Annotated in this window: 23 protein-coding genes; 10 read left to right on the forward strand and 13 right to left on the reverse strand. The window is 70.1% G+C overall.

The features are described 5' to 3' along the window. Positions 1–8: 8 nt before the first annotated feature. Positions 9–1442 (reverse strand): DUF3027 domain-containing protein, encoded by a 1434-nt coding sequence (locus NG1_RS39205; protein ID WP_084498711.1) that lies wholly within the window; start codon positions 1440–1442, stop codon positions 9–11. 17 nt (positions 1443–1459) lie between these two features. On the opposite strand from NG1_RS39205, the gene NG1_RS05185 reads away from it, so the two are divergent. From NG1_RS05185 to NG1_RS05195, 3 genes are all read left to right on the forward strand, one after another. Beyond that, positions 1460–2233, forward strand: coding sequence for a glutaminyl-peptide cyclotransferase (locus NG1_RS05185; protein ID WP_062968515.1), 774 nt, complete (start codon positions 1460–1462; stop codon positions 2231–2233). Between the two features lie 93 nt (positions 2234–2326). After that, on the forward strand, positions 2327–4240 hold the full coding sequence (locus tag NG1_RS05190) for an MFS transporter (RefSeq protein WP_063910259.1): 1914 nt from the start codon (positions 2327–2329) through the stop codon (positions 4238–4240). Beyond that, complete coding sequence (locus tag NG1_RS05195; protein WP_062968519.1) at positions 4237–4818, forward strand: DUF2771 domain-containing protein; 582 nt, start codon at positions 4237–4239, stop codon at positions 4816–4818. The genes NG1_RS05190 and NG1_RS05195 overlap by 4 nt, the downstream gene beginning before the upstream one ends. Here NG1_RS05195 and NG1_RS05200 read toward each other — a convergent pair. After that, entirely contained in the window at positions 4805–5233 is a 429-nt protein-coding gene (locus NG1_RS05200; RefSeq protein ID WP_062968521.1) for a hypothetical protein, read from the reverse strand. The two genes, NG1_RS05195 and NG1_RS05200, sit on opposite strands and share 14 nt — an antisense overlap. Positions 5234–5253: 20 nt before the next feature. On the opposite strand from NG1_RS05200, the gene NG1_RS05205 reads away from it, so the two are divergent. Then, positions 5254–5634 (forward strand): alkaline phosphatase family protein, encoded by a 381-nt coding sequence (locus NG1_RS05205; protein ID WP_062968523.1) that lies wholly within the window; start codon positions 5254–5256, stop codon positions 5632–5634. Between the two features lie 83 nt (positions 5635–5717). Here the strand turns inward: NG1_RS05205 and NG1_RS05210 are convergent, their stop codons facing one another. Beyond that, positions 5718–6137, reverse strand: a complete 420-nt coding sequence (locus NG1_RS05210; RefSeq protein WP_040864801.1) for a cold-shock protein — start codon at positions 6135–6137, stop codon at positions 5718–5720. 184 nt (positions 6138–6321) lie between these two features. Between NG1_RS05210 and NG1_RS05215 the strand changes: the two genes are divergently transcribed. Together NG1_RS05215 and NG1_RS05220 are read left to right on the forward strand one after the other, a co-directional pair. Then, positions 6322–6564: a hypothetical protein gene (locus NG1_RS05215; RefSeq protein WP_062968525.1), complete on the forward strand. Its 243-nt coding sequence runs from the start codon at positions 6322–6324 to the stop codon at positions 6562–6564. Between the two features lie 410 nt (positions 6565–6974). Next, positions 6975–7604 (forward strand): resuscitation-promoting factor Rpf1 domain-containing protein, encoded by a 630-nt coding sequence (locus NG1_RS05220; protein ID WP_062968527.1) that lies wholly within the window; start codon positions 6975–6977, stop codon positions 7602–7604. Between the two features lie 83 nt (positions 7605–7687). Here NG1_RS05220 and NG1_RS05225 read toward each other — a convergent pair whose 3' ends face one another. Beyond that, positions 7688–7876, reverse strand: a complete 189-nt coding sequence (locus tag NG1_RS05225) for a hypothetical protein (RefSeq protein WP_040864798.1) — start codon at positions 7874–7876, stop codon at positions 7688–7690. 95 nt (positions 7877–7971) lie between these two features. Between NG1_RS05225 and NG1_RS05230 the strand changes: the two genes are divergently transcribed. Continuing rightward, complete coding sequence (locus NG1_RS05230) at positions 7972–10266, forward strand: helicase-associated domain-containing protein (protein ID WP_062968529.1); 2295 nt, start codon at positions 7972–7974, stop codon at positions 10264–10266. 6 nt (positions 10267–10272) lie between these two features. Here the strand turns inward: NG1_RS05230 and NG1_RS05235 are convergent, their stop codons facing one another. Beyond that, positions 10273–10797, reverse strand: coding sequence for an LppU/SCO3897 family protein (locus NG1_RS05235; RefSeq protein WP_062968531.1), 525 nt, complete (start codon positions 10795–10797; stop codon positions 10273–10275). 294 nt (positions 10798–11091) lie between these two features. Here NG1_RS05235 and NG1_RS05240 point away from each other — a divergent pair, with 294 nt between their 5' ends. Continuing rightward, a complete protein-coding gene (locus tag NG1_RS05240) occupies positions 11092–11919 on the forward strand; it encodes a hypothetical protein (RefSeq protein WP_062968533.1) in 828 nt (275 codons plus the stop codon). 4 nt (positions 11920–11923) lie between these two features. Here NG1_RS05240 and NG1_RS05245 read toward each other — a convergent pair whose 3' ends face one another. The 5 genes from NG1_RS05245 to NG1_RS05265 all read right to left on the reverse strand — a co-directional run bounded on the left by NG1_RS05245 (position 11924) and on the right by NG1_RS05265 (position 18687). Further along, positions 11924–13333, reverse strand: coding sequence for a M1 family metallopeptidase (locus NG1_RS05245; protein ID WP_062968535.1), 1410 nt, complete (start codon positions 13331–13333; stop codon positions 11924–11926). A gap of 73 nt (positions 13334–13406) precedes the next feature. Then, entirely contained in the window at positions 13407–14045 is a 639-nt protein-coding gene (locus NG1_RS05250) for a LysE family translocator (protein WP_062968537.1), read from the reverse strand. 53 nt (positions 14046–14098) lie between these two features. Beyond that, entirely contained in the window at positions 14099–14767 is a 669-nt protein-coding gene (locus NG1_RS05255; RefSeq protein ID WP_062968539.1) for a DUF3239 domain-containing protein, read from the reverse strand. A gap of 41 nt (positions 14768–14808) precedes the next feature. Next, positions 14809–16467 carry a DNA repair helicase XPB gene (locus NG1_RS05260; protein ID WP_062968541.1) on the reverse strand — a complete coding sequence of 553 codons (1659 nt, stop codon included), beginning with the start codon at positions 16465–16467 and terminating at the stop codon, positions 14809–14811. Positions 16468–16620: 153 nt separating this feature from the next. Beyond that, positions 16621–18687 (reverse strand): acyltransferase family protein, encoded by a 2067-nt coding sequence (locus NG1_RS05265; RefSeq protein WP_062968888.1) that lies wholly within the window; start codon positions 18685–18687, stop codon positions 16621–16623. Between the two features lie 706 nt (positions 18688–19393). Between NG1_RS05265 and NG1_RS05270 the strand changes: the two genes are divergently transcribed. Further along, positions 19394–20038 (forward strand): LysE family translocator, encoded by a 645-nt coding sequence (locus NG1_RS05270; RefSeq protein ID WP_062968543.1) that lies wholly within the window; start codon positions 19394–19396, stop codon positions 20036–20038. 46 nt (positions 20039–20084) lie between these two features. Here the strand turns inward: NG1_RS05270 and NG1_RS05275 are convergent, their stop codons facing one another. The 3 genes from NG1_RS05275 to NG1_RS05285 form a co-directional block, all read right to left on the reverse strand. Then, on the reverse strand, positions 20085–20657 hold the full coding sequence (locus tag NG1_RS05275) for a dihydrofolate reductase family protein (protein ID WP_062968545.1): 573 nt from the start codon (positions 20655–20657) through the stop codon (positions 20085–20087). Between the two features lie 51 nt (positions 20658–20708). Beyond that, the gene (locus NG1_RS05280; protein WP_062968547.1) at positions 20709–21875 is read right to left on the reverse strand and encodes a pyridoxal phosphate-dependent aminotransferase; all 1167 of its coding nucleotides are present in this window, start codon (positions 21873–21875) and stop codon (positions 20709–20711) included. Positions 21876–21954: 79 nt separating this feature from the next. After that, positions 21955–22866: a sigma-70 family RNA polymerase sigma factor gene (locus tag NG1_RS05285; RefSeq protein ID WP_062968549.1), complete on the reverse strand. Its 912-nt coding sequence runs from the start codon at positions 22864–22866 to the stop codon at positions 21955–21957. A gap of 100 nt (positions 22867–22966) precedes the next feature. On the opposite strand from NG1_RS05285, the gene NG1_RS05290 reads away from it, so the two are divergent. Beyond that, on the forward strand, positions 22967–23578 hold the full coding sequence (locus NG1_RS05290) for a GNAT family N-acetyltransferase (RefSeq protein WP_062968551.1): 612 nt from the start codon (positions 22967–22969) through the stop codon (positions 23576–23578). The last annotated feature ends 52 nt before the right edge of the window (positions 23579–23630 follow it).

The raw sequence follows: 23630 nt of genomic DNA on the forward strand, positions 1-23630 counted from the left end.
GGCCTCGCTCAGTTGCGCGGCGATGACTGGATCTCCGGCCGTGCCCCGGCCTCCGGCGCGTCATCGGTGCCCGCGCCGCTGTCGTGCTCGGCGACCGGCGCGTCCGCAGTGCTGGGCTCCGGGCGGCTGGGCTCGTCGGCGGAGACGATGTCCGAACCACTTTCATCGGCGGCAGCAGGGCTGTCCGCCTCCTCGCCGGTGCCGAGAGCCGGGCTGGTGTCGATGTCGCCCCTCGCCGCGTTCGGCTCGTTCTCAGCGGCGCCCACCGGACCCGCATCAGCGGCCGGCGTGGTGCCGTGAGCGGTCGGCGGCTCGGCGATGTCGTCCGCGCCGGGCGTCGCACGCACCGAGGACCGAACGCTCGAATCGGTGGGATCTGTGTCGCCGACCGCGCCGTCTTCGACTTCGGCCCCGGTCGCATCGGGGGCCGTGGTCGCCGTCGTATCGGTGGGCTGGGCGTGGGGCGCACTCGGGGCCTCGACGGTAGCGCTTCCCTCCGCTACAGCGGTGTTCTTCTCACTCTCGACAGCCGCAGGTCCTTCCGCGACTCCGTGCTGGGCAACAGTGGGGACCTCGGTGGCTTCCTGCGCGGGGGCGGCGTCCAGGGCGTCTACGGCATTCTCGGCAACCGCACGGCGCCGCTCGCCGCGCGTGGATGCCGCCTTGGCCGAATCCTGCTGAGCGTGAGAGCGTTCCGTCCCGAGCGAGATCAACTCGATGGCCGCGTCGTCGTACGCCTCGTAGAGCGGGGACCCGCCGCCGGTGGGGATCTCGGTATCCGAGTGCGCGCCGCAGCCGTAGGCCACGTGGACGACCTGCCCGTCCGCGCCCATCACATTGCCGCAGACACCGAACGCGGCGCGCAGTGCCCCGGCCAGTGGCAGGTAGAAGCCGCAGCTCCCGCAGGTGCCGGGCGCGGCCTTGGCCATCTCCGTGTCGGGACCGTGCTCGGCGTACCAGCGCTCGGCGGCCTCTTCGCGTCCTTCCCTGCTCAGCACCTTGGTGCGGCCGAGACCGATTTCGTAGGCCACTTCGTCGACCACCGGATCACCGGTCGCCACATAGCCCGGCACCAGGCGCGGGTCGCCCGCGGGCGGGGCGAGCAGGTCGCCCGGCGCGAGGTCCCCGGGGCGAACTCGCTGCTCCCAGGGCACGAACTCGGGCGCGACCAAGGCTTCGGGCCCGGGCAGCAGCGCCGACTCGCTGACCGTCGCGTGGCCCGCGCCGGGCGGGGCGGCCACCACCACCGCCCACTGCCACCCGCGATAGCCGGGCAGCGTGGCCGCGAAACGGTGCGTCGCCGCGCTCTCGTCCTCGGCGATCACGCCGAGATGCGCGCCCACACCCGATGGCTCCAACTCCAGGAGCGCACGGCGGGCCAAGTCGACGGCATCGGCAAGAATCGGCCGCACGCCGGACTCCGAAACAGAAACTGCGCTCACGGCCTACATTTTGCCGTATGAAGCGCAATCGGCGTGCGTTGGCCATGGGTGTGCTGGTCGGTCTGCTGGTCGCGGCTGGATGCGGCCCCGCCGACGAGTCGACACCCAGGATGAACATCGAGGTGCTCGGCACCCGGCCGCACGATCCGAAGGCGTTCACCCAAGGCCTGGAGATCGACGGCGACATCCTCTACGAGGGCACCGGCCTGGCGGGCGCGTCGAGCGTGCGCGCGTCCCGGCTGGCGACCGGCGCGGAACTGGCCAGGACCGAGTTGCCCGCCCCGTACTTCGGCGAGGGCATCACCCTCGCGGGCACGACCCTCTGGCAGCTCACCTGGCACGACGGCGTGGCCATCGCCCGGGACCCCGCCACGCTCGCCGAGCGCGGCCGGGTGAGCTACGACGGCGAGGGCTGGGGTCTGTGCGCCGGGGCCGGACGGCTGATCATGAGCGACGGCACCGACCGGCTCACCTTCCGTGATCCGGAGACCTTCGCTCCGACCGGCTCGATCGAACTGACCAGCCACAACGGCGCGCGCCTCAACGAACTCGAGTGCGCGGCGGACGGGTCGGTCTATGCCAACGACTGGCCCACCGACACGATTCTGCGCATCGACCCGGACTCCGGAGCGGTGCTCGGGACCGCCGACGCTGCCGGTCTCCTTCCCGCGACCGAGCGGGCCGAAGCCGACGCCCTCAACGGCATCGCCCAACTGCCCGGCACCGACCGGTTCCTGATCACGGGCAAGAACTGGCCGACCATGTTCGAGGTCCGCTTCGCACCCGCCTGAGCGCGTTCGCGCGTCCGCGACGATGGTCACTTTCCGCCGCCGCCTCGGAGCGCGCGTGAACGCCCAGCACGGAAGTACGCCAGAATTGGAGTCGTGACTACTCCCCGCGAACCTTCCGGTCCCGACCGTGATCGGTGGGAAGGCGAGGAGTCCCCACTGTTCGATCGGCATCCCGGTTTCGACCGGTACCCGCCGCCCGACCCGCCGCGACGGCGCGGGCCGCTGCCGCCACTGCGGCCCGGACGGGCCTCCGAGCGGCACGACCAGCCGAATTCGCGCCGTGAGGCGCCCCGCCCCGCGCAACCGCCGCGCACCAAACCCCTCCCGCTCGGGAGTGACCCCCAGCAACCGACGGCCTCCGAGCACGCCCCCCGCCGCGTCTTCCCACGCCGCCCCGAGCCGCATCGTCACACCGAACCACCTGGCCCGGCCGAACCCGACTACCCCGCGACCGCAGGCCAGGATCCGGTCGAGCCGCCCGAAAGCCCGGCTCCTTCCGGGAAGCGACGAATACCGCGCAAACTCACGGTCACCCGGGTGGCCGCCATGCGCGGCAGGGAACTCACCGAGAAGGGCATCGCGACCTTCCAGCGCGCGGCCAAGGCCGACGGTGCGGACAAGTCGGGTCTGACGGCGCTCACCTACGCGACCATGGCGAACTTCGCCCTGGACGCCGACATCGCCGTGGCGCTGGCCAACACGTTGTTCTTCGCCAGCGCCACCGCGGAGAGCAAGACGAAGGTCGCGCTGTACCTGCTGATCACCATCGCGCCGTTCGCGGTGATCGCCCCGCTGATCGGCCCGATGCTCGATCGGCTGCAACGCGGTCGCCGCCTGGCGCTGGCAAGTTCGTTCGCGGTGCGCACGGTGGTCGCGGTGGTGCTGATCTTCCAGTTCGACAGCTGGGCGCTGTATCCGCTCGCGCTGTGCATGATGATCGGCAGCAAATCGTTCTCCGTGCTCAAGAGCGCGGTGACGCCCCGGGTCCTGCCGCCGGACATCGATCTGGTCCGCACCAACTCCCGTCTCACGGTGTTCGGGCTGGTCGGCGGCACCTTGGGCGCCGGAGCGCTGGCCGGGCTGACCGCGGCGATCGCGGGCTCGAACGGCGCTCTGGTCTTCGCCGCGCTGATCGCCTGCGCGGGAACGTATCTGAGCCTGCGCATCCCGTCCTGGGTCGAGGTCACCGAGGGTGAGGTGCCCGCGACGCTGAGCTATCACGGCGCCGACGCGCACACCGAGGTGCTCTCCTCGGGCAACGAGTCGCCGGTTCCGCCACGCAAACGCAGGCAGCCGCTCGGCCGCTCCGTGGTGACCGGGCTCTGGGGCAACGGCGCCATCCGCGTCCTGACCGGATTCCTCACCTTCTACGTCGCGTTCGTCGCCAAGGCGACCGAGCACCGGCCGGTACAGCAGGCCCTCATGCTCGGCACGGTCGGCGCGGCCGCGGCCATCGGCAATTTCACGGGCAATGCCACGGGCGCCCGGCTCAAACTCGGCAGACCCGCGCTGATCGTGCTCGGCTGCACGGCGGCGTGTGCGCTGGTGGCGCTGTTCGCGACGTTCACGAACAATCTGCTCGGCGCGACGGCCGCCGCCTTGGTGGCGTCCGCGACGAGCGCACTGGCCAAGGTGTCGCTGGACGCCTCGATCCAGGACGATCTGCCGCCGGAGTCGATCGCCTCGGGTTTCGGGCGGTCGGAGACCGTGCTGCAGCTGAGCTGGGTCATCGGCGGCGCGGCCGGGGTGCTGCTGCCGACGGATTACTGGAAGGGCTTCGCGGTGGTCACCGCGATACTGGTGCTGGGCTTGGTGCAGACTTTCCTCAGCTTCCGCGGCCACTCGCTACTGCCCGGCCTCGGCGGCAACCGTCCCCAGCACGTGGAGCAAGAGGTGCCGTCCCGGCCGCACGGATACCCGGCGAGCGCACCTCGCGCGCAGGGTCCCGCTCCGCGCGGCGGTGACACGACACGCTTTCAACGAGGGCAAGGAGACCCGATCTGGTGAGCAAGCTCAACGCACGCACGATCGCCGCGCTGGTCGCGGCCGCCCTGCTCGTGCTCACCGTCGCCTTCGCGGGCGTTCTGGCGGTGCTGGTCCGCAACGCCGACGAACCCGACGTCACCCTCACCGCCTACGCGCACGGCAAGACGGTCACCGTGCGGCCGTTCAGCTACTGCGCGGTGACCATGCGGGACTGCCGCATCCTGCCCGAGGACAACGTGCCCGGCACGGTGTTCACGACGCTGAACTGCGCCCCCGATACGCCGGACTGCCACCGCGGCCGCACCGCCGAGCTGGAAGTGCCCGCCGGTTACCCGTTGCAGCTGTCGCTGCCGAAGAAGGTCGCCGACGCGCCCTGGCTCGCCCAGCTGGTCTATCTCCTGCCCAACGGCGAGAAGGTGGACCAGGTGATCAGCCGTAACGACTACCCCGATCGCGCACTGGCCCTGACCATCGATTCCAAGCCGGAACCCGATCTGCGCCTCATCGGCGTCGAGTTCCAGCTGCCGATCCTCGCCCGCGACGAAACCGGCCGGGAGTTCTACGTGCCGCACGCCACCTGGTCGATCAGCACGGCGTAGTGGCGATGCCAGGCGCCGATTTCGACGATCGGCCCGCCATTGCCACACCGACGGCCGGTTCGCCCGTGGCGTAGCGCGGCCACCGGCGCGTGCAGGTAGGCGGCCGCAATACCCTCCATGTCGGACGCTTCCCCGTGAGCGCGGTGCGCACCAAGCGCGCGACGGCATCGATGCGCTCGGAGGAACCGCTGCCGCCGACTTGCACCACGGTGATGATGACCGCGGTGAAGATGGCCTCCAGCGCGATCGCGGTGTCGCTCGGGTCGAGGTCCGCGGCGATGTCCCCGGACCGCTGACCGGCGCGCAGCGATGCCTCCGGCACTTGCCGGATGCGATGCGGCACAACGCCGTCGACCAGCCGGACGAGCAATCCGGGTTCGTGGCCCGCGAGGACACGGAACCAGCACTGCCGCACTCACTTCGCACATCGATCTGGTGCCCACCCTCGCCGCGCTGGCCGGTATCGACCCGGCGGCGAGCCCGCTGCCCGGCAAGGACCTCACCCCGTTGCTGACCGATCCGGCGGGCACCACACGGGGCGCGCTCCTGCTCACCTCCGACGCCAAATCCAGTGGCGGTCAAGTGGCCGGCGTCGAATACTGCCTGCGGTGCGCGATCACATCCCGCTACAGCTTCGCCCGGTACTCGACCCCACAGGGGATCGCCGGACCACGCGGCGAATTCGACTACGAACTCTACGACCGTCGGGAAGACCCGCTCGAGTTGCGCAACCTCGCCCACAACGGCGGCGCGGCCGAATTGGTCGAGCAGATGAACGATCTCGTCGACACCCTCATCGCCCGGGAAGCGCGGTAGGTGATCGGCCGCTCCGCGTCCGCGTCCGGGCGGCTCGCGTCGAGCCCGGACACCGGCCACAGCGCGTCGCGCGGCGGCGCGGACTACCGGTCCAGTTCGCGCGCGACCGCGCGGACGACCTCCGAGATGCGTTGCGCCGTCTTGCGATCCGGGTACTTGCCCTTGCGCAGATCCGGCTGCACCTTCGCCTCGAGCAAGGTGATCATGTCCTCGACCATGCCGTGCAACTCGTCCGGCGTGTGATTGCGCGCGGCAGGCTCCTTGCGCGCGTTGCGTTCCTGGCCCTGCCGGACCGACGGCGGCGCCTCGAGCAGCTTGAGGCTCAGCGCCTGGGGGCCGCGACGACCCGCGGCCATGCCGAACTCGACGCGCTGGCCGGGCTTGAGGCCCTCGACACCCTGGGGCAGCGCGGACGAGCGGACGTAGACGTCCTCACCCTCGTCCTGGGAAAGGAAGCCGAAGCCCTTTTCGACGTCGTACCACTTCACCCTGCCGGTCGGCACTGCGCTCACCCGTTCGTCATCGAAACTCGGACCCCTACGGCCCGAGCACATTTGTCTACCGGGCCGATCCCGCGACCGGCCCTCCTGTGCGAAAAGAACGCGCCCAGCACGATTGCAGGACGCGATTGCCATCGAGTCTACCCCGGTGCGAATAACGCAAGCACATCAGTTTTACCGTCGAACCGTGACGAACCCATCCACTCCGCCCACGCCCGGCGGTGCCCCTCGGCGGCGCGGCGACTGGTTGCTGCGACTCGCGCTCGCCCTGTTCGCGCTGGGATTGCTGGCGATCGTCGTCATCTTCGCGATCCCGTTGCTGACCGACGGCGAGCCCGGGCTGTGGCTCTACTTCGGGGCAATGCTCGCGCCGCTGGGGTTCGTGCTCGCGGTCGTGTTCGCGCTGCGCTCGGGGCGCAGGTCCCGGTAGAACCGGAGAAGACGCCTCCGATCCGGCGTAAACCGGTTACCCGATGCGATCGTTACCCATTCGGACGTGTGATCCTCGTCACATTACGAGTAGGTCACGGGCCGGTGGCGACGCGCGCCGCATGCGGCCGCGGCCACTCCTAGCTGCGCGAAGGCGCCGTACCCATCCGATACCGCGTCGAGACCCGTTGGTACACGCCGGTTACCAAATAGTGATTTTTCCCGCGGTTCGTCGTACGGTCTTATCCAGCCGGGACACCCCGGCGACCACCGGCCCGCCGCACCGAGCCTCGCCCCGCGGGTACCGGAACCCCCGACGGAAACGTAGGGGCGAGGGCGGAACGGACGACCTCTCAGTCCGAACCAGAACCGAAGACGTCGCAGGTGCGTCGAGAGGAAGACGAACCCGATATGAGTGGACGCCATCGCAAGCCAAGCTCGACCGGCCGCACGGTAGCCAAGGTTGCCGTCACCGGCGCCATCATCGGCACCGCCGGTGTGGCTCTCGCAGGCAACGCCAGCGCGGCACCCGACTCCGACTGGGATCGACTCGCTCAGTGCGAGGCCGGCGGCAACTGGGGCATCAACACGGGCAACGGTTTCCAGGGCGGGCTGCAGTTCTCGCCCAGCACCTGGCGCGCCCACGGTGGCCAGGATTACGCCGCCTCGGCCAACCAGGCCAGCCGCGAGCAGCAGATCGCGGTCGCCGAGAAGGTGCTCGCCTCGCAGGGCTGGGGCGCTTGGCCCTCCTGCTCGTCCAAGCTGGGCCTGAGCAGCGCGCCCTCCCAGCGCTCCGCGCCCGCCCTCGCCGAGACCCCGCGCTGGAACCCCGCGCCGCAGGCCGCACAGGCCGCGCCGGCGGACAGCTCGCAGCAGATCTTCTCGGCCGTCGACCGGGCACTCGAGGTGGTGCAGAGCCAGGGCGTCCAGGTGCCCAAGGAAGCTCTCGACTTCTTCAACGCCGCCAAGTCCAGCGGAGCCACCCTCGACCCCGCGATCGTGAACTTCTACGAGGCGAACAAGGGCCTGCTGCCCTCCTGATCGTCACACATCGTCAAGAAGGGCCCCGCATCACCAAGGATGCGGGGCCCTTCTTCGTAGCCGAGAACGTTCCGGTCGCGCGCTCAGCGGTTGATCACCGTGTTCGGGTGCATGTAGGGCAACTGCTCAGCGGGGACCGGGAACTCGGTGTCCTCGCCGTAGGGCGAGAGGCCACCGGAGCGGGCCGAAGAGAGCTCGGTGACCGCGGGGTCACCGTCGGCGACCTTCGGCCAGCCGTTGTCGACATAGGATTTCTTCGATTTGTTCACCACGGACCCATTTTGGCACGACCGCTCCGCGCGGATGCGCCGCGGCCCACACCGCCTGACCCGGGCGGGCGATCGCCCAGCATCGTAGGCTGGATCGGATGACCGCGACCGACTCCCTTGCCGGATGGCTCGGTGCCCGCAGTGATGCCCAGCTCGTGACGCTGCTGCAGCTTCGGCCCGACCTGGCCGTGCCGCTGCCTTCCTCCATGGCCGTGCTCGCCGCCCGCACCGAACAGCGCGCGTCGGTGCTGCGCGCCACGGAGGACTTGAACACCCTCGAATTCGCCCTCGTGGAAACCCTTGCCGTACACAGCACCACGCATCCCGACAGCGGTCCGCTCCAGCGCGCCGAACTGCATGTGCAATTGAGCGAACGGGTGTCGGCCGCCGCGATCGACGAAGCGCTGGAGCGGCTGACCGCTCGCGCGCTGGTCTGGCTCGACGCCGAGCAGGGGCTTCATCTGATCCCGGCGGCCGCCGAGGCGTTGCCGTGGCCGATCGGCACCGCGACCGAGATCCCCGACGCCCTCACCGAAGCCGAGGTGGTCGCCGCGCTTCCCGGACTCGCACCCGCCGAGCGGGCGCTGCTGGACAAACTGGCCGCGACGGGGCCGCGCGGCCGCACCAGGGACGCCGCACCGGGTACTCCGGCCGACCGGCCGATCCAGCGGCTGCTGGCGCGCAGGCTGCTGCACTGGATCGATGACGAGACCGTCGAACTTCCGGTCACCGTCGGCCAGGTGCTGCGCCGGGAACCGGTCACCCACCCGCACGCGCTGACATCGCCGCACCCGGAGCCCGCCAAACACACGCCCGCCGACGTGAACGCGGTCGCGGCGGGCGAGGTCGGCGAGTTGCTCCGGCACTGCGCCGCCGTGCTCGACGTGCTCGGCCGAGTTCCCGCTCCCGCCTTGCGCGCGGGCGGCCTTGGCGTGCGGGAGCTGCGGCGCATCGCCAAGCAGGCCGGTGTCGACGAGCCGAGGGCGGGTTTGCTGGTCGAACTGCTGGCCGCCGCGAAACTCATCGAGAAGGGTTTGCCGGACCCTCCACCCGACTTCGATACGACCGACGACTTCTGGGCGCCGACGCCGCTGGTGGACGCCTGGCTGGAATCGCCGCCCGCGCGGCGCTGGGCCGCGCTGGGACTGACCTGGCTCGATCTGGATCGCATGCCGTGGATGATCGGCATGCGCGACGCCAACGACAAGCCGCTCGCGGCGCTCTCGCTGGAGCTGCGCACCCCGAACGCACCGCCCGATCGGCGCGCGATCCTCGCCCTGCTCGCGGAATACCCGTCCGGCACGGCACTGACCCCCGCGGACATCGGCCGGGTGCTGGCCTGGCAGCAGCCACGCAGGCGCAGGAACTTCCGGCCGGAGGTGGTCGAGCAGACCCTGGCCGAGGCGGCGGCGCTGGGCTTCGTCGGGCGCGGCGCGCTCGGCTCGGCGGCGCGGGCGCTGCTGCACGCGGCGCCGACCAGCGTGGCCGACGCCGAGGCGGAGATGGAGGCGGCGCTGCCGGAGCCGGTGGATCACGTGCTGGTGCAGGCGGATCTGACGGTGATCGCGCCCGGGCCGCTGACCACCGATTTACACCACCGCGTCGCCCTGGTCGCCGACGTCGAATCCGCGGGCGCGGCGACGGTGTACCGGATCGGCGAGTCCTCGGTGCGGCGCGCCCTGGACGCCGGGCTGACGGCGGCCGAACTGCACGCCTTGTTCGTCAAGCATTCCCGCACACCGATCCCGCAGGCACTGACCTATCTGATCGATGACGTGGCCCGGCGGCACGGTCAGTTGCGCGCGGGCATGGCGCAGTCGTTCATCCGCAGCGACGATCCGGCGCTGCTGGCCCAGGTGCTGTCCGCGCCGGTGGCGCGCACGCTGGCACTGCGATCCATCGCGCCGACCGTCGCCATCGCCCAGGCCCCGCTGGGCGAACTGCTCGAGCAGCTGCGCGCGGCCGGTTTCGCACCCGCGGGTGAGGACTCGGCCGGTGCGATCGTGGATCTGCGCCCGCGGGGCGCCCGGATCTCGGTGCGGCCCGCCGCGCGGCAGCCGTATCGGCCGACACCGCCCAGCACCGAACAGCTGGAATCGCTCGTCACCGAGCTGCGCGCGGGCGAACGCGCCGCCAGCGCCCGCTCGAGTCACGCGGTGCGCCCGGACGGCACGCGGACCAACACCGCCGCCACCCTCGCCCTGCTCCAGCTCGCGGCGCGGGTGCGGCGGTCGGTGAACATCGGCTACGTCGACGCCCAGGGGGTCGCCACGCAGCGGGTGGTGGAACCGTTGAAGGTGGGCAACGGGCAGCTGGACGCGCTGGATCCGGTCACCGGCGCGGTCCGGCACTTCACACTGCACCGGATCGCGTCGGTCGCACTGCTCGAATGATCGGTGCTAGGGCTTGCTCGTGCAGAAGGTGACCTTGGGGTCCGTTTCGATGAGCCGGAAGCTGTCGGCGTCCTCGCCGCAGAGCAGTTCGTCGGCCTTGCCGTCGATCCGCTTCAGCACCTTGAAGGTGGCGTCCGAAGACGCGCAGTCGACGTGCTTGTATCCGGTCGTGCTGCTCTCGTTGTAGCAGCTGCCTTCCTTGAAGTTCGGCGCCAGGCACAGGAACGCGGTGGTGCCGCCGCCCAGGGTCTCCTCGTAGGAGGTGTAGTCGGCGGCGCAGTCGGTCTTCTTGTCGTAGGACTGCGCCACCTTGTAGACGGCCTTGTCCGACGAGCAGTCGACCGGCTCGGTCTTGGAATCGACCGCGGAGCCCTCGATGACGTTGATGCAGTCACCGACCTCGGCCTTGGCGGTGTCCGACTTGCTCGCGTCACCGATCAACGAACAGCCGGTCACCGTGACCACCACGGCGGCCACCGCGAGGAGGGCGAGCACGACCCGTGCCAGCAGCCTCGCTCCTGGAAACTTCACCTGAAAACCTCTCTCACCGAACACGTTCACGGGCTCGTGAACGCGGTGAGAATACCCGCACGACCAGGACGGCCGCATCAGCTCACCGCGGGACCTCGAGCAGCGCGCTAGATGCTGTGCGTGCCGTAGAGCCCCATGAGCGCGTATCCGAGGATGCTGGGAAGCAGGCGGCCGAGCAACAGGAACGCAGAGTAATTCACTAGCAACGCCTTTCGCGTATTCGATGCAACTGGACCCTTGTCCGGTATGCGGAGTGTGTCGTCGCCCGAGACCGGGTCGTTACGCTTGGGCAGTATGACGCTCGAGGACGTCGCGCGCGACCTGTACGGGCTGCCGCCCGCGCAGTTCGTCGCCGCGCGCACCGACCGGGCGGCCGCGGCGAAGCGGGCGGGCGACAAGCGGCTCGCGGCCGCCATCGGCAAGCTGCGCAAACCCACCCTGACCGCGTGGACGGCGAACCTGCTGTCCCGGGCGGCGCCGGACGACGTGGCCGCCTTGCTGCGCCTCGGCGCCGCCCTGGCCGCCGCTCAGCGCAACCTCTCGGCCGACGAGTTGCGTGACCTGACCGCGCAGCGACAGCAACTGGTCAACGCGCTTGCCGAGAAGGCGGGCGCGCTCGCCGCCGGACAAGGGCATCCGGTCGGCGAGGGCGTCGTCCGGGAGGTCGGCCAGACGTTGACCGCGGCGCTCGCCGAGCCGGAGGTGGCCGAGCGGCTGCGCGCCGGAACGCTCGTCACGGCCGCGAGCTACGAAGGCTTCGGGCCGAGCGGACCCGATCTGGCCCCGGTCCCCGAACCGGCCTCCCGACCGGGGCGAGCGGCAGCGCGGCGAAAACAGGACGACAGCGCACGCCGTGAACTGGCGGACGCCCAGGACGCGCTCGAAACCGCCCGCGCCACGGAGGAGTCGGCCCGCTCCGCCCTCGAGGACGCGACAGGTGAACTGTCCTCGGTCGAAGAACGCATCGCCGCGTTGCGCGACGAACTCGAGCACGCCGAACAGCAGCGGCAGTTCCGCAAGTCGGCCGAGCGGTCGGCCAAGGACGAACTCCACGCAGCGCGACGGCAGCTGGAGCGGGCCGAACGCAGGGTCGCGAAGGCCCGGCAGCGCGCGGAGGACTGACGGGTCAGCTGAGCAGAGCGCCCGGGAACAAGTATTCCTGCGGCGGCGGCGCGGTGGTGTTCAGCCACGCGTGGAAGAAACCGGTCAGATCCATGGGCGATCGGGACTGCACGAAGGCGCGGAACTCCGGAATCGAGGCGTTGCCGTAGGCGTGCGCGGCGAGGAAGTCCCGAACGGCGGTGAAGAACACCTCGTCGCCGATCTGCCTGCGCAGCGCGTGCAGGAACAGCGGGCCGCGGTAGTAGACGGAGGTGAACTCCCGTCCGGCGCCGGGGTTCTCCAGCGGGATGTTCCAGAACCTCTCGTTGTCGTGATAGTTCCGAATGGTCTCGCGGTAGTCGTCGTCGACGTTCTTGCCCTCCACCCGCTCCGGCCACAGGTAGTCGGCGGTATAGCTGGCGAAGCACTCGTTCAGGCAGATGTCCGACCACTGACGCACCGACACCCAGTCGCCCCACCACTGGTGTGCGATCTCGTGCACGACGGTCTGCAGATCGGTCCTCGGCGCGTAGAGCGGGCGGGTCTGGGTCTCCAGCGAGAAGGTGACGTCGGCGTCGAAGTAGATGCCGCCCGCCGCCTCGAACGGGTAGGGCCCGTAGAGCTTTTCGGAGAAGTCGAGGATCTCCGGCAGGCGCAGCTCGAGTTCACGATGGCGATCCTGCGTATTCGGCGCGAACGCGCTGACCAGCGGAGTGCCGTCGGCTCTGCGCTGCTCGAGGTAGTCGAACTTGTCGATCGCGACGGTGGTCAGGTAGCCGAGCACCGGCTGGGCGTTGACCCAGCGCACCGTCCGCTTGCCGCCGCGCACCGCGTTCTCGGTCCGCACGCCGTTGGAGACCACCTCCCACTCCGCGGGAACGGTGGCGGTCAGGGTGAAGGTGGCCTTGTCCAACGGGGTGTCGTTGAGCGGATACCAGCTGGTCGCCGAATGCGGCTCCCCGGCGACGAACGCGCCGCCGCTGCGCGCGAAGGTCCACCCTTCGCCCTCGGTGTTCGCCGCGGGGCCCGCGTAATCGACGGTGACGGTGAACGGCAGGCCGGGCAGCAGCGGGAGCAGCGGCGTCACGGTCAACTCGTGCTCGCCGTTGCGCTCGAAACCGGCGGGCTGCCCGTTCACCGACACCATGCGCACCTCCGGCCCCGCGAAATCGAGGTTGAACACGCGCAGGGCCTGGGTGGCGAGCGCGGTGACGGTGGCGGTGCCGGTCAGTGCACGGCTCGGCGGGTCGTAGTTGATGCCGACGTCGTAGTGGTGGACGTCGTAGCCGCCGTTGCCGTCGAGCGGATAGTACGGATCGCCCAGGCCCGGCGCGCCGACCAGCGGGTCCGGGGGCGGGTCCGCGTGCGCGGGCACCCAAGGCACCGCGACGAATACGCACGCGACCGCGGCGCACATCCGGCCGGACAACTTCATACGAACGACCAACCCCTCTCCACCCCGCCTCTTGCCGATACCGGCGCACCGACTTCGCTGGATGGTAACGGCTTCAGTCGCCACTTCCGGTCAGCGCCACCGACGCGCCGACACCGAAGATCATCACCCCGCCCGCGCCGCCGACCGCCTCCAGCCTGCGCGGCGACCTGGCGAACCAGGACCTCGCCGAGGCGGCCAGCAGCGCCCAGGCGCTGTCGGACACCAGTGCGATCGCCAGGAAGACGGTGCCGAGCAGCAGGAACTGCCACGACAGCGAGCCCGCCGCCGGATCGGCGAAGTGCGGCAGGACCGCGGAGAAGAAGACGATCGCCTTGGGGTTCGTCAGCCCGACGATCGCGCTCTGGCGCAGCACGCGCGCATGGGGCGCCGGTTCGATCGTGGCGCCCAGCGCCACGCGCAACGCCGAGCGCTGCCGAATCGCCTGGATTCCCAGATACATCAGATACAACGCGCCCGCGAACTTGACCACGGTGAGCGCCAGCGCCGACGCCGAGAGCAAGGTTCCCAGCCCGATGGCGACCAGGACCAAGGCGACGTAGACGCCCGCGGCGTGCCCGAGCACGGAGAGCAACGCCGCGCGGCGCCCGAGCGTGAGCGCGCGACCGATGGTGAACAGCACGCCGGGCCCCGGCACGACGATGATGACGAAAGCGGCGGCGACGAATGCCAGCAGATCGGACGCTGGGACCATGTTTCGAGTGTATGCGCCCGCGCGCCGGCGAAAGCGTACGTTTCGCAGCCGGATCAGGAGCCGAGTTCGTCCGGTAGCTGGTGCGGGTCGAGCAGCAGGCGTTTCGCCGCGGAGCGCCGCACCTTCTCGGCGAGCGCGAGATTGTCGGTGAGCAACCGCCACTCGGCCTCGCTGATCGCGGCGCGGGCGCGGGCGATGACGGTGTCGTCGGTGGTGCCCCAGGCGATCGGCATGGCGCTCACCGACTGCCAGCGCTCGCCCACCTGGCGCGGCGCCCGGTCGGTGCGCACCGCGACCGATGGCACGCGCTCCCCCGCCTTGGCCTCATGGCCGGGAAGGGCACGGACCTTGCGGGTCACCAAGGCGAAACGCGGGTCGCTCGTGTCCGGAGTGGACACGTCGACCAAGGCGAGCAGCACCACGCCGGAGGGCCGGGCCTCGGAGATCACCGCGGGGATCAACTCGCCGTCGGCGTAGAGCTTGTCGATGCTGGAATGCCACGGCGTCCACAGAGCGACCCACAGCGCCGTCACCGCGCCGAGCGCGAAGGCGATCGCGAGCAGATACGCCCAGGGGTGGTTCAACCAGATCAGGAACGCCGTCCCGGTCGCCGCGACGACCGCGGCGGCGATCGCCAGGAGGCGCAGGCGGCGAAGGTCGGCGAAGACTTCGTTGACCGCGTGAGCGTGCCTGCGGTCCACCGCGAATTCGAAGCGTCGCACGCCCTCATTCCTAGCACAGTTTGCGGAGGGAATGCCTCCGCTTATCCGATGGCGGGGCCGAGCAAGTCGTCGGCATCCGTGATGCGGTAGGCATACCCCTGTTCGGCGAGAAAACGCTGCCGATGTGCGGCGTATTCGGCGTCGAGGGTGTCGCGCGCCACGACCGAATAGAAATGCGCCTGGCCTCCGTCGTGTTTCGGGCGCAGCAGCCGACCGAGACGCTGCGCCTCCTCCTGTCGCGAACCGAAGGTACCCGAAACCTGCACGGCCACGGATGCTTCCGGCAGATCGATGGAGAAGTTCGCCACCTTGCTCACCACGAGCACCGGAATCTCGCCGCGCCGGAACGCGTCGAAGAGCTCCTCGCGCTCCTTGGTCTTCGTCGAACCCTGGATCACCGGGGCGTCGAGCGCGGCGCCGAGTTCGTCCAACTGGTCCAGATACGCGCCGATCACCAGGCTCGGCGCGTCCTGATGCTGGGCCAGGATGGATTCGACCACAGCGATCTTGGTATGCGCGGTGGAGCACAGCTTGTAACGCTCCTCCGGCTCGGCGGTCGCGTAGGACATCCGCTCGGCGTCGGTGAGCGTGACCCTGACCTCGATGCAGTCGGCGGGCGCGATCCACCCTTGGGCCTCGATGTCCTTCCACGGCGCGTCGTAACGCTTCGGGCCGATCAGCGAGAACACGTCACCCTCCCGGCCGTCCTCGCGCACCAGTGTCGCGGTCAGGCCGAGCCTGCGCCGGGATTGGAGATCGGCGGTCATCCGGAAGACCGGCGCGGGCAGCAGGTGCACCTCGTCGTAGATGACCAGGCCCCAGTCGCGGCTGTCGAACAGTTCCAGGTGCTTGTACTCGCCTTTGGTGCGGCGGGTGATCACCTGGTAGGTGGCGATGGTGACCGGGCGGATCTCCTTGCGTTCACCGGAGTACTCGCCGATCTCCTCCTCGGTGAGCGAAGTGCGCGCGAGCAGCTCGCGCCGCCACTGCCTGCCCGCCACGGTGTTGGTGACCAGGATCAGCGTGGTCGCCTTCGCCTTGGCCATGGCCGCGGCGCCGACCATCGTCTTGCCCGCGCCGCAGGGCAGCACCACCACCCCGGAGCCGCCCGCCCAGAACGAGTCGGCGGCCATCTGCTGGTAGTCGCGCAGATGCCAGCCGTCGGTGGCGTAGTCGAGTTCGATCTCGTGCGCCTCGCCGTCGACGTAGCCCGCGAGGTCCTCGGCGGGCCAGCCGATCTTCAGCAGCATCTGCTTGATGTGCCCGCGCTCGGACGGGTGCACCACCACCGTGTCGTCATCGATGCGCGCGCCGAGCATCGGCGCGATCTTCTTGTGCCGGAGTACCTCCTCCAGCACCGCGCGATCCAGGCTGATCAGCGTCAACCCGTGCGCGGGATGCTTGACCAGCTGCAACCTGCCGTAGCGGCCCATGGTGTCCACCACGTCCACCAGCAACGGCTGCGGCACCGCGTACCGGGAGAAGCTGACCAGCGCGTCCACCACCTGCTCGGCGTCGTGCCCGGCCGCCCGCGCGTTCCACAGCGCCAGCGGCGTCACCCGGTAGGTGTGCACGTGCTCCGGCGCCCGTTCCAACTCGGCGAACGGCGCGATCGCCTGCCGCGCCGCATCGGCCAACTCGTGGTCGACCTCCAGCAGCAGCGTTTTGTCGCTCTGCACGATCAGCGGACCGTCGTTCACAGTCCCTCCTCAGCTAGATTCCCCGCCATTCTCCCCGACCCCTCCGACAACCCCGCAGGTTACCGGCCCTTCCCGCGAGGCGCGGGTGCGGCAGTGACCGGGTGCAACGCGGGAACGGCGCGATGTCTTCCCGCGAACCGCACCCGTGGCCGCTCAGCCGCCTGCGAGCGCGCGTTCGGCGAGCGCGCCGATCACCGGCGCGAGCGCCATGGCGTAACCGCTGGTGAGGTGGTTGTCGTCCCGGTAGACGAGGTTGTTGCCGACGATGACGGGACAGCGGGCCGCGGTGCAGAACAGCGAGGTCAGGTCGGCGTATCGGCCGCCGCCCGCCGTGACCGCCGCGTGCTCGGCCGCGATGCCCGCGTCGTCGACCGCGACCGGCCGGGCGGGGGCGCATGCCGAAGCGTCTTCGATGTGCTCGGCCACGCACGCGGGCACGGTGGCGTGTGGATCGGGAACTCCGCCGAGGACGAGGACGGTCGATCCGGCGGCTCGCAGCTCGACGACCAGGCGGTTGAGGCTGTCGATCCACGCCTGGTCGTAGGACACGAAGCCGAAGTCGCCACCGTAGCGCCGGGACATGCTCACCACGATCAGCCGGGGCCGCTCGTTGCGCAGCCGGGCCATGATCTGCCCGCGCCACTGCTCGCATTCGGAGTACGAGCGGCCCAGATAGGGGCTGGTGATGGGCAGGTCGAGCAGCGGACAGGTGACCTTGGCCATGGTCTCCAGCCGCCAGTGGCGTGACACGGCGATCTGCTCGAACGCCGGTTGCCACATCGCCGCGTGGGAATCGCCGACCAGGGCCACCGTGGTGGCCGCGTCCGTAGCGCCGGACGCGCACTCACCCTGGCCCACGTCGCGCCAGGACCGGAAACAACCGTTGTCGAACACCTCCGCTCGGTCGCCGCGCGCACTCGCCAGGGAGGGGGTGAGGTTCGACGGAACTGCACGAATCTCGGCCGAGGCGGCGACCGCCGATCGGGTCTGCGCCGTCAACTGCTCGACCGCCTCGGTGTGCGGGTCGGTGGCGGTGGCCGACGCGGCCGGTGTGGTCAGCGTGAGACTTCGCGCCGCCAGGCCACGGCCGACCGGGGCGGGCACGATCATGAGCAGCGCCAGCGCTACACAGATGGCCGTCGCGGTGCTCACGCCGCCGCACGCGAGACTGAGCCTGCCCGAACGTGTCAACCGATCGGCGAAGCGCACCGGATCCTCGATCAGCCGCTGGGTGAGTATGGCGAGTCCACCGGCCACGGCGACCGCCCCCAGCGCGCCGACCAGCCCGAGCGGGCGGCCGAGCGCCTGCGGCGCGAGCACCAGCACCGGCCAGTGCCAGAGGTACCAGGAATAGGACACTTTGCCGATCGCCCGCAGCTCCGGCACGGCCAGGACTCGGCCGACCCCGAACCGCGTTACGGCGCAGCCGGATACGATCACCAGGACCGCGCCCAGCACGGGCAGCAGCGCAGCGGTCCCCGGATACGGCGCCGTCTCGGTCAGCCGGGCGCAGGCCGCCGCGATCAACCCCAGCCCGGCCCATCCCGCGGCCACGGCCGCCCATGGCGGCAACCGGGACCACACGACCACCGACAGCGCCACCATGCCACCGGCAGCCAGTTCCCAGGCCCGCGCGGGCAGCGCGAAGAACGCCCACGGTGGCAGCGTCCGGGTCCAGCTCAGCGAGACCGCGAAGGAGAGCGCGGCGACCACCGCCAGAACGATCAGGTACGGCAGCGGTGCAGCCGGGCCGTTCCGCCGCCTCCGGACGAGCCAGGCCGTCGCGATCACGAGCGCGGGCCACAGCAAATAGAACTGCTCCTCCACACCGAGTGACCAGAAATGCTGGAACGGCGAGGGCGGGGTGTCAGCGGCCAGGTAATCGGTGCCGAGCGCGGCCAAACGATAGTTCCCGGCATACAGCGCGCTCGCGATCCCGTCGCCGAGAGCTTCGCGAGCCTGCATCGGCGGCAACAGCACAGCCGCCGCGACAGCCGTGGCGACGAGCACGATGCCCGCGGCGGGCAGCAGCCTGCGCGCACGCGCGCCGTAGAACCGAACCAATTCGACCGTGCCCGTCTCGGCCGCTTCCCGGCAGAGCATTCCGGTGATGAGAAATCCGGAGATGACGAAAAATACGTCCACACCGGCGAATCCACCGCCGATCCACGGCACACCCGCATGGAACAGGACGACGGCCAGCACCGCCACCGCCCGCATTCCCTCGATATCGCCCCGAAATCCCGCTCTCGGCAACGCGCCGTCGAACCGGTCCACCCGCCGATTTCCCAACCCGCTGACCGTGGCCGCCATGGGCAGCATTGTCATCGGTTTCGTGAACCGAGTCCCGCCGACGCGCCGCCGACATACACCCTGACCAGGATGTTCTATCGATTACGGCGAGACCCGACCGCCGAGCTCCGCCACAGCCGACGAGCCGACACCCCTGCCACCCAGTTCCATACCCGCGCCCTCGCGGCAAGAAGTTCCCCGAACCGATAGCACCGCGCGGATATCGCCGCAACGGCATCGGAGCGCGGGACGATGATGCCGCTTACCGAACTCACCGGGCCGACGGAGCCTGTTATCTATACGACTGGTAGAGCCGATCGAAATGGAAACCCATTACGTGCGGGAGCATTTCATATCGGCTCGGAACCCGGCCACCAACTGGCATCCCAGCGGAACCGATACGGAACGACGGGCGACGAGCCGGTGCAATCGATCCGCTCGGATACGAGCAGGGAGTACTTTCTACCGCTTCCGCAGTGGCGATGTGTTGCGTCCGGATACGCGCCTCGAGCCGGTGCCGCCGCGGTCGCCGGGAAGCATCGGGTATTTCCAGCCGGTTCCATGAGGTGACTCCCGTCCAGCGGGTGTGAAGTGGACCGCGACAGGGGGCGGTGGGGCGGGTGAGGATCGGGGCATGATCGAGATGGCGGCGGTGGTGGGGGTCGCGGTGGCGGCGTTGGGGATGGTGCTCACGCCGGGGCCGAACATGATGTATCTGGTGTCGCGGACGGTTTCGCAGGGGCGGCGGGCCGGGCTGGTTTCGTTGGCGGGGGTGGCGGCGGGGTTCGGCGTGTATCTGGCGGCGGCGACAGCGGGGATCACGGCGGTGTTCGCGGTGGTCCCGGGCCTGTATCTGGCGGTGAAGCTGGCCGGGGCCGCCTATTTGGGGTGGCTGGCGTGGCAGGCGGTGCGCCCGGGGGGCGTGTCGGTGTTCGCGCCGACGGCTCTGGCGGCGGACCCCACCCGACGGCTGTTCACGATGGGGCTTGTCACCAACCTGCTGAATCCGAAGATCGCGATCATGTACATGGCGTTGATTCCGCAGTTCGTCACGCCGGAGCACGGTCGGGTGTGGTTGCAGAGCCTTTGCCTGGGGGCGGTGCAGATCGCGGTGGCGCTCAGCGTGAACGGCCTGATCGTGCTCGGTGCGGGCGGTCTCGCGACGTTCCTCACCGGGCGCCCCAGGTGGCTGCGCGCCCAGCGCTACGTCACCGGCACCATGCTCGGCACCATCGCCGCTCTGCTGGCCACCGACCGCGCCCGTCCCACCCCGGCCTGAGCGGGACCGGGGGCGGGACACGCTCATCAGCGCTGGTCAGCGGCGGCTAGCGCTCGACTCGGCGCTGCTCGTCCGGGTCCGTCAAGCGATAGTGCAGTTCCGCGAATTGACCGGCTCGCTCGACGCCGGTGAGCCGCATCCGGGACGACAGCAGGCGCCGTGGCAGCAGCGGTGCGCCCGCGCCCAACGTCACCGGAGCCACGCTCACCATGATCTCGTCGAGCAGGCCGGCGTCGGCGAATTGCCCGGCCAGGTCGCCGCCACCGACGATCCAGATATTGCGATCACCGGCCGCCTCGGTCATCTCCCGGTGGACCGCCTCGATCGCCCCCGAGACGAACCGGAGATTCGCGCCGGGTATGGCGGGGAGATCGCGGTGGGTGAAGACCCAGCACGTAAGGTCGCCGTAGTACTCACGCCAACTCTCCGGCGGCTCGTTGGCCACCATCCACTCGTAGGTGGTCGCGCCCATGCACATCGCGCCGACCTGCGCGAGGAAGCCCGCGATGCCCGCCTGCGCCTCGTCCGCTCCGTCCACCTCGAAAAGCCAGGTGAGCGAGTTGTCCGGGTCAGCGAGGTACCCGTCGAGGGTGGTTGCCGTGTAGTACTGAGTTGCCATGGCACCAACGATGCCGGGGAAACCTGACAGTTCACGGCAGGGTTCGGTGAATCATCCGCGACGCAATCGCCGCACCCCCTCGTCCAGGGTCTCCTCGCGCTTGCAGAAGGTGAAGCGCACCAGGTGATTCCAGGCGGCGGTGTCGTCGGCGAACACGCTGACCGGTACCGCCGCCACCCCTTGACGCTTCGGCAGTTCACGGCAGAACGCCACACCATCGGCGATGCCCAGCGGGGTGATATCGGCGACGACGAAGTAGCCGCCCGCGCTCGTGTACACCCGCATCCCCATGTCGGCGAGCGCGGCGGACAGACGCAGACGCTTCTCGGACAACGCCTCCCGCAGCTCCCGCACCCAACCCAGCTCGTGGTCGATCGCGTGTGCGACCGCGGGCTGGAACGGCCCGCCCGCTACGAAGGTCAGGAACTGTTTGGCCGCGAGCACCCCGACGATCAGCTCGGCGGGCCCGCACGCCCACCCGGTCTTCCACCCGGTGACGCTGAAGGTCTTCGCCGCGCTGGACACCACGATCGTCCGTTCGGCCATGCCAGGCAGAGTCGCCAGGCTGATGTGCTCGGCGCCGTCGTAGGTCAGGTGCTCGTAGACCTCATCGGTCAACACCAGAATGTCGTGCTCGCAGGCGATTTCGGCGATCGCCTGCAAGTCCGGGCGCCCGAGTACGGTGCCGGTCGGATTGTGCGGCGAGTTGACGATCAGCATCCGGGTCGCGGGGGTGATCGCGGCACGCAGGCTGTCCAGGTCGAGCACGAACCGGTCCCCGTCGGCCACCAAGCGCGCCGTGCGCCGCCGTGCGCCGGCCAGCGCCACGGCCGCCGCGTACGAGTCGTAGTACGGCTCGATCAGCACGACCTCTTCGCCCGGCTCGACCAAGCCGAGCACCGCGGCGCTGATCGCCTCCGTCGCGCCCACGGTCACCAGCACTTGCGAATCGGGGTCGTAGTCGGTCCCGTAGCGCCGGGCCCGGTCGTCGGCCACGGCTCGGCGCAGCACCGGCATGCCGCGCCCTGGCGGGTACTGGTTGAGCCCGTCGGCGATGGCACGGCGCGCCACTTCCAGCATGCTCGCGGGCCCGTCGCTGTCGGGGAAGCCCTGACCCAGGTTGACCGCGTCGTGCCGGACGGCGAGCTCGGTCATCTCGGCGAAGATGGTCGACGCGAAGGGGCGCAGGCGGGCAACGGTCTGGTGTCGCGAGGGCATAACCGGAGACTAGCCCCCTACCTCGACGCCATCGCGAACGCCGGAGCCCGCCGGGTAGGCCGGGGGTCTCCGCGCGGGCTCAACCCAGCCGAACGCCGCCCAGCTTGGCCGGATTCGCCAGATCGTAGGCCCCCCAGACCACTCCGTCCCGCACCGTGAAGCCGACCACCCGGGTGGGGTAGCCGGCCCGGCCCTCGGACGCCGGACGAGCCGCGACCCGCAGCCCCAACTGCCCGTTCACCGACACGAACTCAGAGACCGGCGACGCGTCGTCCAGCCCGTACTTGCGCACCAGACCCAGGTAGAAACGGGCGATGCGATCCGCGCCGTGCAGGACGTTGATCGCGGTGGCGGTGGTGCCGTTGGCGTCGCCGATCATCACCGCGTCCGGATGCAGCGCCGCCGCGACGGCGGTCACGTCACCGGAGCTCAGCGCGAGGAGAAAGCGCTGTACGGCGGCCTCGTGCTCGGCATCGGGCACCGGCGGCGGCGTCTGCGTCACCGCCTTGCGGGCACGGACCGCCAGTTGCCGCGCGGCGTCGGCGGAGATGCCGAGGATGTCGGCGATCTCGTCGAACGGCACCGACAACCCGTCGTGCAGCACGAAGGCCACGCGCTGCGGCGGCGTCAGGGTGTCGAGCACGATCAGCGCGGCGAACCGGCACTCCTGCTTACGCACCACTGTTTCCAGCGGGTCGGGCGCGCTCGACGGCGTGCGAGCGGTGACCACCGGTTCCGGCAGCCACTGGCCCACGTAGCTCTCCCGCCGCGCCGCCGCGCTTCGCAGCCGGTCCAGGCAGATACGGCTCACCACGGTGGTCAGCCAAGCCCGCAGGTCATCGATCTCGGACTGGTGCGCGCCCGCCAAGCGCAACCAGCTCTCCTGGACCGCGTCCTCGGCATCGCCGACGCTGCCCGTCAGCCGATAGGCGACCGAGAGCAGATGCGCCCGATGTGACTCGAACAGGTCGGAAAGCAGCGCGGCAACCATCGAGGAAGAAGTCTACGGTCCGGTTCGAAACGTTCCCGCACGGCATCGGCGGCGAGGTGAACCGGGTGATCCGCCGAACCTTTCGTGACAGCATGACGCGATGGACCACCATGCGCTGTCGAACGGGACGATCTGGCTGTCGGCCCCGACGACGGACGATATCGACACGATCACCGAGTGCTGCCAAGATCCGGCCATCGCGGAGTGGGTGACCATCCCGGTGCCGTACGTCCGGGACAGCGCCGTCACCTTCATCGAGAAGATGGTCGTCCCCGGTTGGGCGGCGCGCAGCCCGATCTGGGCGGTGCGGCCGCGTGCCGACGGACCGGTGATCGGCACGATCGGCCTCGGCGCGCTCGACGAGAGCGCGGCAGAGATCGGTTTCTGGCTCGCTCCGGCGCAGCGGTCGCGCGGCCTGATGACGCAGGCGGTGGAGCTGGTGTGCCAGTTCGGGTTCCGCGCCGACGGCTTGGCCCTGGAACGGATCGCCTGGCGCGCGTACGTGGGCAACTACGCTTCGGCCGCGGTCGCCCGGCGCGCCGGATTCCGGTACGAGGGAATGTCCCGGCTGGGCAGCGTCCAACGCGGACGACGCCGCGACCACTGGCTCGCCGCCCGGCTGCGCACCGACCCGCCCGGTCCGGCGGACGACTGGCCCGCCGAGTTCACCCGTGGCGCGACGCCGATCGCGCAGGCGCCCGGCCCCGCGTGAGCGACCGCCGCGCGCAACCTCCGCTGTCCACGCCGGTCATGCCGTGCGCGCG

It is taken from the genome of Nocardia gamkensis NBRC 108242, assembly GCF_001612985.1.
In the GTDB taxonomy this organism is placed as follows: Bacteria; Actinomycetota; Actinomycetes; order Mycobacteriales; family Mycobacteriaceae; genus Nocardia; species Nocardia gamkensis.